This window comes from Streptomyces sp. TE5632 (genome assembly GCF_054061295.1).
The window spans coordinates 3,900,707-3,918,153 of record NZ_JBSSEA010000003.1; the positions used below are offsets into that span (position 1 = coordinate 3,900,707).

14 protein-coding genes are annotated in these 17,447 nt (G+C 71.1%); all 14 read left to right on the forward strand.

Features of this window, described 5'->3' with window-relative positions; genetic code table 11:
* Window positions 1-43 precede the first annotated feature (43 nt).
* A complete protein-coding gene (locus ACVW19_RS23185) occupies window positions 44-1,336 on the forward strand; it encodes a homoserine dehydrogenase (RefSeq protein ID WP_457461427.1) in 1,293 nt (430 codons plus the stop codon).
* Window positions 1,337-1,342: 6 nt separating this feature from the next.
* A complete protein-coding gene (gene thrC, locus ACVW19_RS23190; RefSeq protein ID WP_202277430.1) occupies window positions 1,343-2,401 on the forward strand; it encodes a threonine synthase in 1,059 nt (352 codons plus the stop codon).
* A 419-nt stretch (window positions 2,402-2,820) separates the two neighbouring features.
* Window positions 2,821-3,738: a homoserine kinase gene (gene thrB, locus ACVW19_RS23195; RefSeq protein ID WP_457461429.1), complete on the forward strand. Its 918-nt coding sequence runs from the start codon at window positions 2,821-2,823 to the stop codon at window positions 3,736-3,738.
* A gap of 401 nt (window positions 3,739-4,139) precedes the next feature.
* Window positions 4,140-6,203 (forward strand): transcription termination factor Rho, encoded by a 2,064-nt coding sequence (gene rho / locus ACVW19_RS23200; RefSeq protein WP_457461431.1) that lies wholly within the window; start codon window positions 4,140-4,142, stop codon window positions 6,201-6,203.
* A gap of 167 nt (window positions 6,204-6,370) precedes the next feature.
* Complete coding sequence (locus tag ACVW19_RS23205) at window positions 6,371-8,179, forward strand: trypsin-like serine protease (RefSeq protein ID WP_457464746.1); 1,809 nt, start codon at window positions 6,371-6,373, stop codon at window positions 8,177-8,179.
* 233 nt (window positions 8,180-8,412) lie between these two features.
* On the forward strand, window positions 8,413-9,519 hold the full coding sequence (locus tag ACVW19_RS23210) for an LCP family protein (protein ID WP_457461432.1): 1,107 nt from the start codon (window positions 8,413-8,415) through the stop codon (window positions 9,517-9,519).
* A 213-nt stretch (window positions 9,520-9,732) separates the two neighbouring features.
* On the forward strand, window positions 9,733-9,954 hold the full coding sequence (gene rpmE / locus ACVW19_RS23215) for a 50S ribosomal protein L31 (protein ID WP_202277427.1): 222 nt from the start codon (window positions 9,733-9,735) through the stop codon (window positions 9,952-9,954).
* A gap of 110 nt (window positions 9,955-10,064) precedes the next feature.
* The gene (gene prfA / locus ACVW19_RS23220; protein WP_457461435.1) at window positions 10,065-11,141 is read left to right on the forward strand and encodes a peptide chain release factor 1; all 1,077 of its coding nucleotides are present in this window, start codon (window positions 10,065-10,067) and stop codon (window positions 11,139-11,141) included.
* 69 nt (window positions 11,142-11,210) lie between these two features.
* Window positions 11,211-12,050, forward strand: coding sequence for a peptide chain release factor N(5)-glutamine methyltransferase (prmC, locus tag ACVW19_RS23225; RefSeq protein WP_109378027.1), 840 nt, complete (start codon window positions 11,211-11,213; stop codon window positions 12,048-12,050).
* Between the two features lie 55 nt (window positions 12,051-12,105).
* Window positions 12,106-12,753, forward strand: a complete 648-nt coding sequence (locus ACVW19_RS23230; RefSeq protein ID WP_202277425.1) for an L-threonylcarbamoyladenylate synthase — start codon at window positions 12,106-12,108, stop codon at window positions 12,751-12,753.
* On the forward strand, window positions 12,750-13,427 hold the full coding sequence (locus tag ACVW19_RS23235; RefSeq protein WP_202277424.1) for an arsenate reductase/protein-tyrosine-phosphatase family protein: 678 nt from the start codon (window positions 12,750-12,752) through the stop codon (window positions 13,425-13,427). Before ACVW19_RS23230 ends, ACVW19_RS23235 begins: the two co-directional genes overlap by 4 nt.
* Before the next feature lie 301 nt (window positions 13,428-13,728).
* Window positions 13,729-14,973, forward strand: coding sequence for a serine hydroxymethyltransferase (locus ACVW19_RS23240; protein ID WP_457461436.1), 1,245 nt, complete (start codon window positions 13,729-13,731; stop codon window positions 14,971-14,973).
* A gap of 186 nt (window positions 14,974-15,159) precedes the next feature.
* A complete protein-coding gene (locus tag ACVW19_RS23245; RefSeq protein WP_457461437.1) occupies window positions 15,160-16,527 on the forward strand; it encodes an MraY family glycosyltransferase in 1,368 nt (455 codons plus the stop codon).
* 369 nt (window positions 16,528-16,896) lie between these two features.
* Window positions 16,897-17,346 carry a hypothetical protein gene (locus ACVW19_RS23250; protein WP_457461439.1) on the forward strand — a complete coding sequence of 150 codons (450 nt, stop codon included), beginning with the start codon at window positions 16,897-16,899 and terminating at the stop codon, window positions 17,344-17,346.
* Window positions 17,347-17,447: the final 101 nt, after the last annotated feature.

Genomic DNA, 17,447 nt, shown 5'->3' on the forward strand with positions numbered 1-17,447 from the left:
TGAGACTGGTGCAATCGAGACGGTAATCGGGAAACGAGGTCGGATGATGCGTACGCGTCCGCTGAAGGTGGCGCTGCTGGGCTGTGGAGTGGTCGGCTCAGAGGTGGCGCGCATCATGACGACGCAGGCCGACGACCTCGCCGCCCGCATCGGCGCCCCGGTGGAGCTCGCCGGGGTCGCCGTGCGGCGCCCCGACCGGGTGCGTGAGGGCATCCCGGCCGAGCTGGTCACCACCGACGCCACCGCCCTCGTCAAACGGGACGACCTCGATGTCGTCGTCGAGGTCATCGGCGGGATCGAGCCCGCGCGGACGCTGATCACCACCGCCTTCGCGCACGGCGCGTCCGTGGTCTCCGCGAACAAGGCGCTGCTCGCCCAGGACGGTGCCGCGCTGCACGCCGCCGCCGAGGAGCACGGCAAGGACCTCTACTACGAGGCCGCCGTCGCCGGTGCCATCCCGCTGATCCGGCCGCTGCGCGAGTCGCTCGCCGGTGACAAGGTCAACCGGGTGCTCGGCATCGTCAACGGGACGACGAACTTCATCCTCGACGCCATGGACACCACCGGCGCCGGCTATCAGGAGGCGCTCGACGAGGCCACCGCCCTCGGGTACGCGGAAGCCGACCCCACCGCCGACGTCGAGGGCTTCGACGCCGCCGCCAAGGCCGCCATCCTCGCCGGAATCGCCTTCCACACGCGTGTGCGGCTCGACGACGTCCACCGCGAGGGCATGACCGAGGTCACCGCCGCCGACATCGCCTCGGCGAAGGAGATGGGCTGCACCATCAAACTGCTCGCCATCTGCGAGCGGGCCGGTGACGGCGCCTCCGTCACCGCGCGCGTGCATCCGGCGATGATCCCGCTCACCCACCCGCTGGCCTCGGTGCGCGGCGCCTACAACGCCGTGTTCGTGGAGTCGGAGGCCGCCGGGCAGCTGATGTTCTACGGGCCCGGCGCCGGCGGGGCGCCCACCGCCTCCGCCGTGCTCGGCGACCTCGTCGCCGTCTGCCGCAACCGGCTGGGCGGGGCCACCGGACCGGGTGAGTCCGCCTACGCGGCGCTGCCCGTCTCGCCGATGGGCGACGTCGTCACGCGCTACCACATCAGCCTCGACGTGGCCGACAAGCCGGGCGTTCTCGCTCAGGTCGCGACCGTGTTCGCGGAGCACGGCGTCTCGATCGACACGGTTCGCCAGCAGGGCAAGGACGGGGAGGCATCCCTCGTCGTCGTCACCCACCGTGCGTCCGACGCGGCCCTCGGCGGCACCGTCGAGGCGTTGCGCAAGCTCGACACCGTGCGCGGTGTCGCCAGCATCATGCGGGTTGAAGGAGAGTAAGCAGCAATGACCCACCAGTGGCGCGGAATCATCGAGGAGTACCGGGACCGGCTGCCGGTCGCCGACACCACGCCGGTTGTGACGCTCCGTGAGGGCGGTACGCCGCTCGTGCCCGCGCAGGTGCTCTCCGAGCGCACGGGCTGCGAGGTCCACCTCAAGGTCGAGGGTGCCAACCCGACCGGGTCCTTCAAGGACCGGGGGATGACCATGGCCATCTCCAAGGCCAAGGAGGAGGGCGCGCAGGCCGTCATCTGCGCCTCCACCGGCAACACCTCCGCCTCCGCCGCCGCCTACGGGGTGCGCGCCGGGATGGTCTCCGCGGTGCTCGTGCCGCAGGGCAAGATCGCGCTCGGCAAGATGGGCCAGGCCCTGGTGCACGGGGCGAAGATCCTCCAGGTCGACGGCAACTTCGACGACTGCCTCACCCTCGCCCGCGCGCTCAGCGACAACTACCCCGTGGCGCTGGTCAATTCGGTCAACCCGGTGCGTATCGAGGGGCAGAAGACGGCCGCCTTCGAGATCGTGGACATGCTCGGCGACGCCCCCGACATCCACGTCCTCCCGGTGGGCAACGCGGGCAACATCACCGCCTATTGGAAGGGCTACCGGGAGTACGCCGCCGACGGCGTGGCCACCCGGACCCCGCGCATGTGGGGCTTCCAGGCCTCCGGCAGTGCCCCGATCGTGCGCGGCGAGGTCGTCAAGGACCCGGCGACCATCGCCACCGCCATCCGGATCGGCAACCCGGCCTCGTGGCAGTACGCGCTCGCCGCGCGGGACGAGTCCGGCGGCCTCATCGACGAGGTGACGGACCGTGAGATCCTGCGCGCCTACCGGCTGTTGGCCTCGCAGGAGGGCGTCTTCGTCGAGCCCGCGTCCGCCGCGTCGGTCGCCGGTCTGCTGAAGGCCGCCGAGCAGGGCAAGGTCGACCCGGGGCAGAAGATCGTGTGCACCGTCACCGGCAACGGTCTGAAGGACCCGGACTGGGCCGTCGCCGGCGCCCCGCAGCCGGTCACCGTCCCGGTGGACGCCGCCACGGCCGCCGAACGGCTCGGGTTGGTCTGACGGTGCCGACGGGGCCGACGGGCCCTCGCGCCCCCGGCCCCTTCGGCGCCCTCCGCGCCCCGCAGCCGCCGCATCGGACGGCAGGAAGGGCGTAAGAGGGCGCTTGCCCGGGGAAGTTCCCCGCGGGGGGTGCACAGGGGGCTTGAGACACGCATCGTGCGCCTCCCGTGCGCCCTATGTCGACACAGAACCGTCCTTCGATAGGCTGTACTCAACCCGCCCGCCGCATATGCCGCGGTACCGCGTCGTCTCCGTGGTCCGGAAGCGACCCCCGAGAGGCGCGGAAAGCGGCCGGCCACCCTGGTCGGCGGCGATCCCGGGGTTCCGTACGTCGTCGAATGCCATTCGGCAGTCACCAGCTCAATCGACAGTCGCCCAGATCCCACGACAGTCACCAGCTCAAGGAGAGTCAACGAGCGATGGCCGGTCCCGCGTTCCGCGCCGCCGCCGTCCGGGTGCGCGTCCCCGCCACCAGCGCCAACCTCGGTCCGGGCTTCGACGCCCTGGGCCTCGCGCTGGGCTTGTACGACGACGTGGTCGTCCGGGTGGCCGACGCCGGGCTGCACATCGACATCGCCGGTGAGGGCGGCGAGACCCTCCCGCGTGACGAGAGGCATCTGCTCGTACGCTCCCTGCGCACCGCCTTCGATCTGCTGGGCGGACAGCCGCGCGGCCTGGAGATCGTCTGCGCCAACCGCATTCCGCACGGTCGGGGCCTGGGCTCCTCCTCGGCCGCCATCTGCGCCGGCATAGTCGCCGCCCGCGCCGTGACCATAGGCGCCGAGGCCAAGCTCGACGACACCGCGCTGCTCGAACTCGCCACCGAGATCGAGGGACACCCCGACAACGTCGCGGCCTGCCTGCTGGGCGGCTTCAGCCTCTCCTGGATGGAGGGCGGAGCGGCCCGCGCGATCAGGCTGGAGCCCGCCGAATCCATCGTCCCGGTGGTCTTCGTACCGGGGAAACCCGTTCTCACCGAGACCGCCCGCGGCCTGCTGCCGCGTACCGTGCCGCACGTCGACGCCGCCACCAACGCGGGCCGTGCCGCCCTGCTCGTCGAGGCTCTGACCAGGCGTCCCGAACTGCTGCTGCCCGCCACCGAGGACCGTCTGCACCAGGACTACCGGGCCCCCGCCATGCCCGAGAGCGCGGCGCTGGTGGAGCGGCTGCGCGCGGACGGCGTCCCCGCGGTGATCTCCGGTGCCGGGCCCACCGTCATGGCGCTGGCCGACGCCGACACCGCCGACAAGGTCGAAGCACTGGCCGGTGCCGACTGGGCCGCCAACCGGCTCCGTCTCGATCTGCAGGGAGCGAGCGTGCTTCCGCTTGCCGCCTGACACACGGTTGCCGGATGAGGAGAGGGGGAATGTTTGTTGGATCCGGTAGTGTTAACCTCAAGTCTGCACCCGACCCCACCACGGCGAGGTGCCTCGTGTCCCCGTTCGGGACAGACATTCTTCCGGGAGCTCCCCAAGCCACACTGTGTTCTCTGCGCCGTACGCGGACAGTACGTCGCACGCGGACACTGAACGGCCCGCCGAGCACGCTCCGGAACCGGTGCGACCGCGCCACGTGACACTGGATGTCACGGCTCGGCAAGCGCCATCACCAGAAATTTCTTCCGCCGTTCCGGCGGACAACCGCCCCGGCACGGTTCGCCCAGTAAGGACCGAAGCCGGACAGCACAACCGGTCGCCGAGCCAGACAGGCCGACGTCCGCTCCAGGGAAGGACCCTTCGTGAGCGACACCACCGATCTGATGGGCGCACGTGTCGAGGAGACCGCTGCCGCGCCCGCCACGGACGCTTCCGCGCCTGCCAGCGGTGCCGGCTCCCGGCGGCGCCGCGGTACCGGCCTCGAAGGCATGGTGCTGGCCGAGCTTCAGCAGGTCGCATCGGGCCTCGGTATCAGGGGCACCGCGCGTATGCGCAAGAGTCAGTTGATCGAGGTCATCAAGGAGGCGCAGGCGGGAGCAGGCGCCGCCGCGCCGAAGAGCGAGGCCCCGGCCGAGGCGGCGGAGACCAAGCCCAAGCGCCGCGCCACCTCCCGGACCCGTACGGGTGAGACCGCCGAGAAGAAGCCGGCCGCCGCCGAAGACACCGCGGCCCAGCAGCAGATCGACATTCCCGGCCAGACGGCCCCGAAGGCTCCCGCTCCGGCCGAGCAGGCCCCCGCCGAGGCCGCCCCCGTCGAGCGCCGCCGTCGCGTCACCGCCGAGGCGGGCGCTCCGGCCGCCGCGCCGGAGAAGACCGCCGTCGAGGCGAAGACCGAGCCGCAGGACGAGCCGAAGAGTGAGGCCCCGTCGCAGCAGTCGCCGTCGCAGCATTCGCAGGGCGACGCCAGGTCCGACCACGACGGCCACGACGGGCGCCGCCGCGACCGCCGTGACCGCGGCCGCGACCGTAATGACCGCAATGACCGGAGCGACCGGGCAGACCGCGGTGACCGTCGCCACAGGAGCGACGACCAGCAGCAGACCCAGGGTGGCCAGAGCGGTCAGGGTGGCCAGGGTCGTCAGCAGAGCCAGCAGCAGGGCGGCGGCCGTCAGGACGACGGTTACGACGACGACGGCAGCGGCCGTCGCGGCCGGCGCGGTCGCTACCGCGACCGTCGCGGCCGGCGCGGGCGCGACGACGTGCAGGAGCCGCAGATCAACGAGGACGACGTCCTGATCCCGGTCGCGGGCATCCTCGACATCCTCGACAACTACGCGTTCATCCGGACCTCCGGCTACCTGCCCGGTCCGAACGACGTGTACGTCTCCCTCGCCCAGGTCCGCAAGAACGGCCTGCGCAAGGGCGACCACCTCACCGGCGCGGTGCGCCAGCCCAAGGAGGGCGAGCGCCGCGAGAAGTTCAACGCGCTGGTCCGCCTGGACTCCGTCAACGGCATGGCGCCCGAACACGGCCGCGGCCGCCCGGAGTTCAACAAGCTCACCCCGCTGTACCCGCAGGACCGCCTCCGCCTGGAGACCGACCCCGGTGTCCTCACCACGCGGATCATCGACCTCGTGTCGCCGATCGGCAAGGGCCAGCGCGGTCTGATCGTGGCCCCGCCGAAGACCGGCAAGACCATGATCATGCAGGCGGTCGCCAACGCGATCACGCACAACAACCCCGAGTGCCACCTGATGGTCGTCCTCGTCGACGAGCGTCCGGAAGAGGTCACCGACATGCAGCGGTCGGTCAAGGGCGAGGTCATCTCCTCGACCTTCGACCGCCCGGCCGAGGACCACACCACGGTCGCCGAACTCGCCATCGAGCGGGCCAAGCGCCTGGTGGAGCTGGGTCACGACGTCGTCGTGCTGCTCGACTCGATCACCCGTCTGGGCCGTGCGTACAACCTCGCCGCCCCGGCCTCCGGCCGCATCCTGTCCGGTGGTGTCGACTCGACGGCGCTGTACCCGCCGAAGCGCTTCTTCGGTGCGGCCCGCAACATCGAGGACGGCGGCTCGCTGACCATCCTCGCCACCGCGCTGGTGGACACCGGGTCCCGCATGGACGAGGTGATCTTCGAGGAGTTCAAGGGCACCGGCAACATGGAGCTCAAGCTCGACCGGAAGCTCGCCGACAAGCGCATCTTCCCCGCGGTGGACGTCGACGCGTCCGGCACCCGCAAGGAGGAGATCCTGCTCGGCAGTGACGAGCTGGCCATCACCTGGAAGCTGCGCCGGGTGCTGCACGCGCTCGACTCGCAGCAGGCGATCGAACTGCTCCTCGACAAGATGAAGCAGACGAAGTCGAACGCCGAGTTCCTGCTGCAGATCCAGAAGACGACGCCGACACCGGGCAACGGCGACTGACGCCGGTCCCGCCCGCCTCGGCTCCATCTGGCACAAGGGCCGCTCCCCTCCGGGGGAGCGGCCCTTTGCGTGTACTCGGACAGGTGTACGATCACGCTGTTCCGGGCCGATTTTCACATCAAGGCCCGAACTTCCGATCCCGAGGGGGGACTTGCGTGGGTACTTCCATGTCCGGGGGCGGTCGGCACAGACGCCGGGTCAGAATCGCGCTGCCCGTCGCCGCCGCCGGCGTCGCCGCAGCCGTCACCGCCGCCCTGCTGACCTCGTCCGCCGGCGCCGCCACCGCGCTGCCGCAGCCGACTGCCGCCCCGGCGTTCGGTTCGCCGTCACCGGCCGAGCTGAAGAAGCGGGTCGCCGGCGCGCTCGCCGGTGACGACACCGCCGGCCAGACGAACCGGTCGTCGCTGAACAAGAGCACCACCACCGGCGCCGGCGGCAGCGGCTCCGTCATCGACGCGAAGATCATCGGTGGCAGCACGACCGCCGTCACCTCTGCGCCCTGGATGGCGCAGCTCCACTACTACGACGACCGGGGCACCAGCCGCACGAGCGACGACATCGGCTTCTTCTGCGGTGGTGCCGTCGTGGCCCCGACGAAGATCCTCACCGCCGCGCACTGCGTCAAGGGTTACAACTGGAAGGCCAACGGCGCCGTCGTCACGGGGACCGCACAGCTCCCCTCCGCCGACGGAAACCTGAACGGCGGCACCGTAACCGGCGTCTGGCGGCAGTGGAACCACCCGTCGTACAACGCGACGACCATCGACAACGACATCGCGGTGCTCACCCTGCCCGGCCCCGTCAAGGCCACCCCGATCCGCATGACCACCTCCGGCGACACCGCCTCCTACGCCGCCGGAAAGAGCGCCAAGGTCTACGGCTGGGGCCGCACCAGCTCCACCAGCCAGGACGTCTCCGAGACGTTGAAGGCGGCCACGCTGCCCATCCAGTCCGACGCCACGTGCGCCCGCACCTACGGCGCCGACTTCGTCAAGGGCCACATGGTCTGCGCCGGCAAGCCCGCCACCGGCACCGACAGCGGCACCACCTCCGCCTGCAACGGCGACTCCGGCGGCCCGCTGGTCGTGAACAACCGGATCGTCGGCGTCGTCTCCTGGGGCGTGAGGGACTGCGTCGAGAAGGGTGCCTACAGCGTCTTCGCCAAGGTGAGCAGCTACGTCGGGGCCGCCTACGCCCGCGTCGACGACACCAACATCAGCGGCGACCACCGCGCCGACCTGTGGGTGCGCAAGTCCTCGACGACGACCGGCTACTCCATGGACTCCAAGGGCTCCTCCTTCGCCGCCCGCAAGTCCTGGGGCGACTGGAAGGGCGTCAACGTCGTCCTGCAGACCGACCTCAACCGGGACGGGTACCAGGACCTGGTGTACCGGCGCAGCAGCGACGGCGCCGTCTACTGGACCCGGTACGTGATCTCCAGCGGCACCTGGTCCACCAAGCGCGTCTTCGACAACTGGAAGTCCCGTACCCGCATCGTCACCCCCGGTGACGTCACCGGCGACTACCTGCCCGACCTGCTGTCCGTGGACTCCGCCGGTGTGCTGTGGATCTACCCGGGCAAGGGCAACGGCACCTTCTCCGCCCGCGTGAAGGTCGGCTCCGGCTGGAACCAGTACGACTCCGTGCGCGGCCACGGCGACTTCAACGGCGACGGGAAGACCGACCTGATCGCCCGCCACAAGAGCACCGGCGCGATGTACCTGTACCGGGGCACCGGCAAGGCCGGCACCGGCGCCTTCTCCGGCCGGGTCAAGGTCCGCACCTGGAGCAACAAGACGTACAACGCCTTCGCCACCGTGGGCGACGTCAGCGGCGACGGCAAGGCCGACTTCCTGGCCCGCACCCCCGGCGGCACCCTGTACCTGTACAAGGGCACCGGGAAGGCCACGAGCGGGATCTTCGCCGCCAGGATCTCCGTCGGCACCGGTTTCCAGCAGTACGGCATCTTCGGCTGACGGCGCGGGACACCGCAGGTGAGCGCCGTGCTCACCGCTCCTGAACGGAACACCCCGGGCCCGGCCGTGCAACGGCCGGGCCCGGGTGCCGTGCGGCCACCCGCCGGACTCCCCCTCCGGCCGGGCGGCGGGACGACGGGTACGGCGGGACGATGGTTGCTGTACGGGTCGTCGCCCGGCCGGATCCAACACCGGACGCAGGGGTGACCGACCGGGCAGGAGCTGAGGAGCGCATGTCCGCGGAGAGCACACCCGAGGCCGGTCCACGGGCCTGGAGAAGGCGCCGCACGCCGCACGACGGGCGGCACAGCGGTCTGAGGGCCATGGCGTGGACCGCCGCGGCCGTGCTCGTCCTGGGCGGCGTCGGCGCCGGATACGTGTACGTCGGACTCAACGGCAACCTCACGAGCATCGACATCGACGGTCTCCTCGGCACCGACCGGCCCGAGAAGGCCGGCGACGGCTCCGAGAACGTCCTCGTCCTCGGTTCCGACACCCGCTCCGGGGGGAACCGGAAGCTCGGCGGCGGTGCCGACGGCGGCGGCGCCCGCGCCGACACCGCGATGATCGTGCACGTCCACGAGGGGCGCGAGAAGGCGTCCGTGGTGTCCGTCCCGCGGGACACCGTCGTCGACCGGCCCGAGTGCACCGACACCGAGGGCGGCACCCACCCCGCCGCGAACGGTGTGATGTTCAACTCCGCGTACACCACCGGTGGGGCCGCCTGCGCCGTGAAGACCGTCGAGTCGATGACCGACCTGCGCATGGACCACTACCTGGAGGTCGACTTCACCGGCTTCCGGAAACTCGTGGACGAACTGGGTGGCGTCGAGGTCACCACCACCGCGGACATCGACGACCCCGACAGCCACCTCGAGCTGGCGGCCGGCACCCACCGGCTCGACGGCGCACAGGCCCTCGGTCTGGTGCGCACCCGGCACGGCGTCGGCGACGGCTCGGACCTGGGCCGCATCCAGCTCCAGCAGGCTTTCGTCAGGGCCCTGGTCCGGCAGGTGAAGGACGTCGGCCTCCTCACCGACCCCAAGAAGCTCTACGACATCGCCGACACGGTCACCAGGACCGTCACCACCGACTCCGGCCTGGGCTCGGTGAACTCCCTGATGTCCTTCGCCGACGACCTGAAGGGCATCGGCCCCGACAGCATGCACATGGTGACCATGCCGGTGCGTTACGACCCCGCCGCTCCCAACCGCGTCCTGCCGTGGAAGGAGAAGGCGCGGCTGGTCTGGGAGGCCCTGAAGAACGACGAGCCGATCCCGAGCGCGGCGACGGCGGACACGGCCACGGGTGGAGCCAGGGGCGTCGTCAGCGCCTCCTGAACACGCCTCGCGCGCCCCTCGGGCCCCGGAGCCGCCGGCCGGACCCGCCCCGGGGGGCTCCCGGAAATCCCCGGGGACCCCCGGGGAACAAACGACGGCTGCCCCCGGTTTTGGGGGATGGCCCCAGTCCTGGCAGACTGGTACGTCGGCTCCGGTTCACGCTCCCGCATCCCGTGGTGGCGACCCGGCGCCCTCCCCGATCTAGGAGACACCTTGAAGCGCGACATCCACCCCGCGTACGTCGAGACGCAGGTCAGCTGCACCTGCGGCGCGTCGTTCACCACCCGCAGCACCATCGAGTCCGGCACCGTCCGCGCCGAGGTCTGCTCCGAGTGCCACCCGTTCTACACGGGCAAGCAGAAGATCCTTGACACCGGTGGCCGTGTGGCCCGCTTCGAGGCCCGCTTCGGCAAGGCCTCCGGCTCCAAGAAGTAGCGAGCCACCTATCGCCGGTCCACGGCAGCGCCTCCTCCGGGAGGTGCCCGCCGGGACCGGCGTTTTTGGTCGCCCGCCTTCCCCTTCCCACGCAGCAGCAGGAGCCCAAGATGTTCGAGGCCGTCGAGGAACTCGTCACCGAGCACGCCGACCTGGAGACGAAGCTCGCCGACCCGTCGGTCCACGCCGACCAGGCCAACGCGCGCAGGCTGAACAAGCGGTACGCCGAGCTCACCCCGATCGTCGCCACGTACCGCTCCTGGAAGCAGACGGGCGACGACATCGAGACCGCGCGTGAACTGGCCGCCGACGACCCGGACTTCGCCGCCGAGCTCAAGGACCTGGAGCGGCAGCAGGGGGAGCTGACCGAGAAGCTGCGGCTCCTGCTGGTCCCGCGCGACCCCAGCGACGACAAGGACGTCATCCTCGAGGTCAAGGCGGGCGCGGGCGGCGACGAGTCCGCCCTGTTCGCGGGAGACCTGCTGCGGATGTACCTGCGCTACGCCGAGCGCGTCGGCTGGAAGACCGAGATCATCGACGCCACCGAGTCGGAGCTGGGCGGCTACAAGGACGTCCAGGTCGCTGTGAAGACCAAGGGCGGCCAGGGCGCCACCGAGCCCGGACAGGGCGTGTGGGCCCGGCTGAAGTACGAGGGCGGCGTGCACCGCGTGCAGCGGGTGCCGGCCACCGAGTCGCAGGGCCGTATCCACACCTCCGCGGCGGGCGTCCTGGTGACGCCCGAGGCGGAGGAGATCGACGTCGAGATCAACCCGAACGATCTGCGGATCGACGTCTACCGGTCCTCGGGCCCCGGCGGCCAGTCCGTCAACACCACCGACTCCGCCGTGCGCGTCACACACATCCCGACCGGAGTCGTCGCCTCCTGCCAGAACGAGAAGAGCCAGCTGCAGAACAAGGAGCAGGCACTGCGTATCCTGCGCTCCAGGCTGCTCGCGATGGCGCAGGAGGAGGCGGAACGGGAGGCCTCCGACGCCCGTCGCAGCCAGGTCCGCACCGTCGACCGCTCCGAGAAGATCCGTACCTACAACTTCCCGGAGAACCGCATCTCGGACCACCGCGTCGGGTTCAAGGCGTACAACCTGGACCAGGTCCTGGACGGCGACCTGGACGCGGTGATCCAGGCCTGTGTCGACGCGGACTCGGCTGCCAAGCTCGCCGCAGCGTAACTCTCGTAGACAGTCCGGAGGACCAGCGTGCAGCAACCATTTGGGGGGCGCCCCCCGAACCCCCGCAGCGTGCTGCTCACGGAGGTGGCCCAGGCCACCCAGCGGCTCGCCGACGCCGGCGTGCCCTCGCCGCGCACCGACGCGGAGGAGCTCGCCGCGTTCGTGCACGGAGTCAAGCGCGGCGAGCTGCACCAGGTGAAGGACTCCGACTTCGACGCCCGGTACTGGGAGGTCGTCGCCCGCCGCGAGGCGCGCGAACCGCTCCAGCACATCACCGGGCACGCCTACTTCCGCTACCTCGAACTCCAGGTGGGGCCCGGGGTGTTCGTGCCGCGCCCGGAGACCGAGTCGGTCGTCGGATGGGCCATAGACGCGGTACGGGCCATGGACGTCGTCGAGCCGTGCGTCGTCGACCTGTGCACCGGCTCGGGCGCGATCGCGCTCGCGCTGGCCCAGGAGGTCCCGCGGTCCCGGGTGTACGCCGTGGAGATGTCCGAGGACGCCCTGGTGTGGACCCGCAAGAACATGGAGGGGTCACGGGTCGAACTGCGCCAGGGGAACGCCCTGACGGCCTTCCCGGACCTCGACGGCCAGGTCGACCTGGTGATCTCCAACCCGCCGTACATCCCGCTCACCGAATGGGAGTACGTCGCCCCCGAGGCGCGTGACCACGACCCCGAGATGGCGCTGTTCTCCGGCGAGGACGGCCTCGACCTCATCCGCGGCCTGGAACGCACCGCGCACCGGCTGCTGCGCCCCGGCGGGGTGGTGGTCGTCGAGCACGCCGACACCCAGGGCGGCCAGGTGCCGTGGATCTTCGCCGAGGACCGCGGCTGGACCGACGCCGCCGACCACCCCGATCTGAACAACCGGCCCCGGTTCGCCACCGCCCGCAAGGCGGTCCCGTGAGTCCCCCGCAGACTTCATCCACCCCCAGCCGCACGTGTACGAGGAGGCCCGCCAGATGGCTCGGCGATACGACACCAACGACGCGACCGATCGCGCGACCGGTCTGCGTGAAGCCGCGTCCGCCGTCCGTCGTGGCGAACTCGTGGTGCTGCCGACGGACACGGTCTACGGCATCGGCGCGGACGCGTTCACCGGGGAGGCCGTCGCCGACCTCCTGGAGGCCAAGGGACGCGGCCGCAACATGCCCACGCCGGTGCTCATCGGCTCGCCGAACACCCTGCACGGGCTGGTCACCGACTTCTCCGAACAGGCCTGGGAACTGGTCGACGCCTTCTGGCCGGGCGCGCTGACCCTGGTCGCCCGGCACCAGCCGTCCCTCCAGTGGGACCTCGGGGACACCCGGGGCACGGTCGCCGTGCGGATGCCGCTGCACCCGGTCGCCATCGAACTGCTCACCGAGGTCGGCCCGATGGCCGTCTCCTCGGCCAACCTGACCGGACACCCCGCGCCGGAGAACTGCGACGCGGCGCAGGACATGCTCGGCGACTCCGTCTCCGTCTACCTCGACGGCGGGCCCACCCCGGGCATCGTCCCCTCGTCGATCGTCGACGTCACGCGCCCCGTGCCCGTACTGCTGCGCGAAGGCGCCGTCTCCCCGGAGGAGCTGCGCAAAGTGGTACCCGACCTCGAGGTGGCGAATTGACGGCGCCCGAGTCGGGGCGTGGCATAGGCAACGGGGAGAGCGGCGCGGAGGAGACGACCACCTTCGGGTTCCCGCGCGACAGCTTCCGCATCCTCCACGTCAGCACCGGAAACGTCTGCCGCTCGCCCATCACCGAGCGGCTGACCCGGCATTTCGTGAACCAGCGGCTGGGCATCCTGGGCTGCGGCCTGATCGTGGAGAGCGCGGGCACCTGGGGTCACGAGGGCGCGCCGATGGAGACGCACGCGGAGACCGTGCTGGCCGAGTTCGGCGCGGACGCCTCCGGCTTCGTCGGCCGTGAGCTGCTGGACGAGCACGTCATCCGCGCCGACCTGGTCCTGACCGCGACCCGGGACCACCGCGCCCAGGTCATCTCCATGGGCCACTCGGCGGGCCTGCGCACCTTCACGCTGAAGGAGTTCACCCGCCTGGTGAACGCGATCGACCCGGCGACGCTGCCCCCGCTGGACGACGGTCTGGTCATGCGCGCCCGCGCCCTGGTCCGCGCCGCCGCCGCGCTGCGCGGCTGGCTGCTGGCCCCGACCGCCGAGGCGGACGAGGTCTTCGACCCGTACGGGGCGCCCCTGCCCCTCTTCCGCTCCATCGGTGACGAGATACACCAGGCCCTGGACCCGGTCGTCACCGCCCTCACCGGCGTCCCGACCCGGGCCTGACCACTCCGCCCGCGGCCGCCCGACCGTCCTGCGCGGGGTGTCGTAGCGCCGGAGCACCTCACGTGGGCGGCCGCCCCGGCCGCGGTGTCCGGTCCGGCGTGGTTCCGGGCGCCCGTTCCCACCGCCACGTGGGGCGCGGGCCGTCCGGCCGCCCGTCCGGGCCGTCGAGGTGGCCGTGAGCGGGCGCCTGCCGACCTCCGGGCGGCGTCCGGCAGCCCCCGGGAGGGGTGCGACGGCCGGGCGCTCCCGGGGCGGCGGGCCTACATTGGTCGTACGACGGCGTCGACGTCCGGGAGCCACCATGACGGTCACCCATGCCCTCGAAGGCGAGTTCGGGGTTCTGCGGCGGCAGGACCCCGAACTCGCCGAGATCCTGCTCGGCGAGCGCGAGCGGCAGGCGACCACGCTCCAGCTGATCGCCGCCGAGAACTTCACCTCGCCGGCCGTGCTGGCCGCCCTCGGCTCCCCGCTGGCCAACAAGTACGCCGAGGGCTACCCGGGCGCCCGCCACCACGGCGGCTGCGAGATCGTCGACGTCGCCGAACGGCTCGCCGTGGAGCGCGCCAAGGCGCTGTTCGGCGCCGACCACGCCAACGTCCAGGCGCACTCCGGCTCGTCGGCCGTACTGGCCGCCTACGCCGCCCTGCTGCGCCCCGGAGACACCGTCCTCGCCCTCGGCCTGCCCCACGGCGGCCACCTCACCCACGGCTCGCCCGCGAACTTCTCCGGCCGCTGGTTCGACTTCATCGGCTACGGCGTGGACGCGGAGACCGGGCTCATCGACCACGACCAGGTCCGCACCCTGGCCCGTACGCACCGGCCCAAGGCGATCGTGTGCGGCTCCATCGCCTATCCGCGCCACATCGACCACGCCTTCTTCCGCGAGGTGGCCGACGAGACCGGCGCCTACCTCATCGCGGACGCCGCGCACCCCATCGGCCTGGTCGCCGGGGGAGCGGCCCCGAACCCGGTCCCGTACGCGGACATCGTCTGCGCCACCACGCACAAGGTGCTGCGCGGACCGCGCGGCGGCATGATCCTGTGCGGCGCGGAACTGGCCGAGCGCGTCGACCGTGCCGTCTTCCCCTTCACCCAGGGCGGGGCGCAGATGCACACGATCGCCGCCAAGGCGGTCGCGTTCGGGGAGGCGGCGACACCGGCCTTCACCGTGTACGCCCACCGGGTGGTCGCCAACGCGCGGGCGCTCGCCGCCGTACTGGCCGACGAGGGACTGATCGTCACCACCGGCGGCACCGACACCCATCTGATCACCGCCGACCCCGCCCCGCTCGGCGTCGACGGGCGAGAGGCCCGCGGCCTGCTGGCGGGGGCCGGGATCATCCTGGACTGCTGCGCGCTGCCGCACGCCGACGACCGCGGGCTGCGCCTGGGCACCGCGGCGGTGACCACGCAGGGCATGGGGGAGCCGGAGATGGCGCTGATCGCGGGCCTGCTGGCGAGCGTCCTTCGGGGCGGCACCGAGCCCGCGCGGGCCCGCGCGGACGTACGGGAACTGACCGCGGCCTTTCCGCCATATCCCGGCTGAGACGTGTCACTCCGGTCGGGGGTTTCGCACCCGTATCGACGCGCATGCGGGGTAGGCGCACCCGCATGCCGGGCCACGCGCACAGTCACTCGTGCAACCATCGTCGCTACCCGGAAGTCCTCACCCGTATGCGTGCCTCGCTAGGGTGTGGGGCTGTGATGGCCAGCGAGATCTGTGGGGAAGCCCGTGCGTGAATACCTGCTGACGCTCTGCATCACGGCCGCGGTGACGTATCTGCTGACAGGGCCGGTACGGAAGTTCGCGATCGTGGCGGGTGCGATGCCGGAGATCCGGGCACGTGACGTGCACCGGGAACCCACTCCGCGGCTCGGCGGGATCGCCATGTTCTTCGGGCTGTGCGCGGGACTGCTGGTGGCCAGCCACCTCACCAACCTCAACCAGCTCTTCGAGAGGTCCAACGAACCGCGGGCGCTGCTCTCCGGAGCGGCGCTGATCTGGCTGATCGGTGTGCTGGACGACAAGTTCGAGATCGACGCCCTGATCAAGCTGGGCGGGCAGATGATCGCCGCCGGTGTGATGGTCATGCAGGGGCTGACGATCCTGTGGCTGCCCGTCCCCGGCGTCGGCTCGGTCGCCCTCACCCAGGGGCAGGGCACGCTGCTCACGGTCGCCCTGGTCGTCATCACCATCAACGCCGTCAACTTCGTCGACGGCCTGGACGGTCTCGCGGCCGGCATGGTGTGCATCGCGGGGACGGCGTTCTTCCTGTACGCGTACCGCATCTGGTACTCGTACGGCATCGAGGCCGCCGCCCCGGCAACGCTGTTCTCGGCCATCCTGATGGGCATGTGCCTGGGCTTCCTGCCGCACAACATGCATCCCGCGCGGATCTTCATGGGCGACTCCGGTTCCATGCTCATCGGACTGGTCCTCGCCGCCGGTGCGATCTCCATCACAGGCCAGGTCGACCCGGACGCGCTGAACCTGTACGCGGGTTCGGAGAAGGAGGCCGTGCACCAGACGGTGCCGGTCTACATCCCGCTGCTGCTGCCGCTGACGATCATCGCGGTGCCCGCCGCCGACCTGATCCTGGCCATCGTGCGGCGCACCTGGCGCGGCCAGTCGCCGTTCGCGGCGGACCGGGGCCATCTGCACCACCGCCTGCTGGAGATCGGCCACTCGCACAGCAGGGCGGTGCTGATCATGTACTTCTGGTCGGCGCTGATCGCCTTCGGCGCGCTCGCCTACTCGGTCAACTCGGCGTCCATGTGGATCGTGCTGAGCGTCGCCATCCTGAGCGCCATCGGCCTGCTGCTGCTCCTGCTGCCCCGCTTCACCCCCCGCGCCCCGCGCTGGGCGGAGGCGTTCGTCCCGCCGCGCTACCGCCGCCGCAAGGCCCTGGTGGCGGCGGAGGCACCTGAGGCATCCGGCGGCCCCGCCACGGCGGGGTCGCGGGCCGCCGACGACCCGGAGGAGGCCGACCCCGGCCACCGCGCCCCGGTCACCGCCGGCGTCTCGGGCGTCAACGGCGCGACGGCCCTCGGCCACCACGCACGTCTGGGCGACCGGGGGAAGGCCGGCAGCTCCCGCTGACGGGGCGTCACGACGGGCGTCGGGGCGGACAGCACGGTCAAGGTAAGAATCCGACTAGAGCATTGCCAAGTCGTGGGGCTGCGATGGGGCGCTCTTGGGGGTGCGAAGCGCCTCAATATCAGACAAGTCGCCCTCGCGCGCGCTCAGGTGCGCCGCTTCACTCTCGTGTGTGACGTTCTGCACGCTCATTAGGTAAAGAGTCCATCAAATAGTTTGTGATACCGTTCACGAGTCTCGCCGGAGAGAGCCGACGGACCGTGGTACACGGTGCGTCGGTGGGGAGGAAAGCTCACTCCATTCGGGGGACTACGCTCGTCCCCGGCGACATCTCATGTGCCTCATGCCCCCTTTTCAAAGCGGAGTTCCGTCATGCCGTCCAACGACGTCCGGATTCTGATCCAGGCTGCCGTCCCCACCGCTGCCGTCGGTGCGGTCGCGGTCGCGGTCGGTGGTGCCGTCGAAGGCGGCCAGGGGGTGATCGGAGCGGTCATCGGGGCGCTGCTCGTGATCCTGCTCATGGGGGCGGGTCTGTACGTGCTGCAGTGGATCGCCAGGTCGATACCTCATCTGTTCCAGGCGATGGGGCTGATGATGTACATGACGCAGATCCTGCTGATCTTCGTCTTCATCGCGCTCTTCAAGGACACGACCCTGTTCCACCCGCAGGTCTTCGCCCTCTCGCTGCTCGTCTCCACCCTCACCTGGGTCGCCGCGCAGGCGCGGGCCACGATGAAGGCCAAGACCTTCTACGTGGACCCCGAGCCGACGACGGCCGGGAACACGGCGGGGAAGAAGGAATCCGCGGAGCGGCCGTCGTGAGACGTAGGGCCGGGATAAGGGCGCACGACGGACCCTGCTATCGTCCGGTGCCAACTGCGGCATCGCGGGCGCGGGCATCCACGCTGACGCCTGTCACATCG

Excerpts from the sequence above, each read along its gene's own strand:
- thrC (WP_202277430.1), top strand. The coding sequence starts at position 1,343 with ATGACCCACCAGTGGCGCGGAATCATCGAGGAGTACCGGGACCGGCTG.
- ACVW19_RS23210 (WP_457461432.1), top strand. The coding sequence starts at position 8,413 with ATGTCCGCGGAGAGCACACCCGAGGCCGGTCCACGGGCCTGGAGAAGG.
- ACVW19_RS23250 (WP_457461439.1), top strand. The coding sequence starts at position 16,897 with ATGCCGTCCAACGACGTCCGGATTCTGATCCAGGCTGCCGTCCCCACC.
- thrB (WP_457461429.1), top strand. The coding sequence starts at position 2,821 with ATGGCCGGTCCCGCGTTCCGCGCCGCCGCCGTCCGGGTGCGCGTCCCC.
- ACVW19_RS23205 (WP_457464746.1), top strand. The coding sequence starts at position 6,371 with ATGTCCGGGGGCGGTCGGCACAGACGCCGGGTCAGAATCGCGCTGCCC.
- ACVW19_RS23185 (WP_457461427.1), top strand. The coding sequence starts at position 44 with ATGATGCGTACGCGTCCGCTGAAGGTGGCGCTGCTGGGCTGTGGAGTG.
- prfA (WP_457461435.1), top strand. The coding sequence starts at position 10,065 with ATGTTCGAGGCCGTCGAGGAACTCGTCACCGAGCACGCCGACCTGGAG.
- ACVW19_RS23230 (WP_202277425.1), top strand. The coding sequence starts at position 12,106 with ATGGCTCGGCGATACGACACCAACGACGCGACCGATCGCGCGACCGGT.
- ACVW19_RS23240 (WP_457461436.1), top strand. The coding sequence starts at position 13,729 with ATGACGGTCACCCATGCCCTCGAAGGCGAGTTCGGGGTTCTGCGGCGG.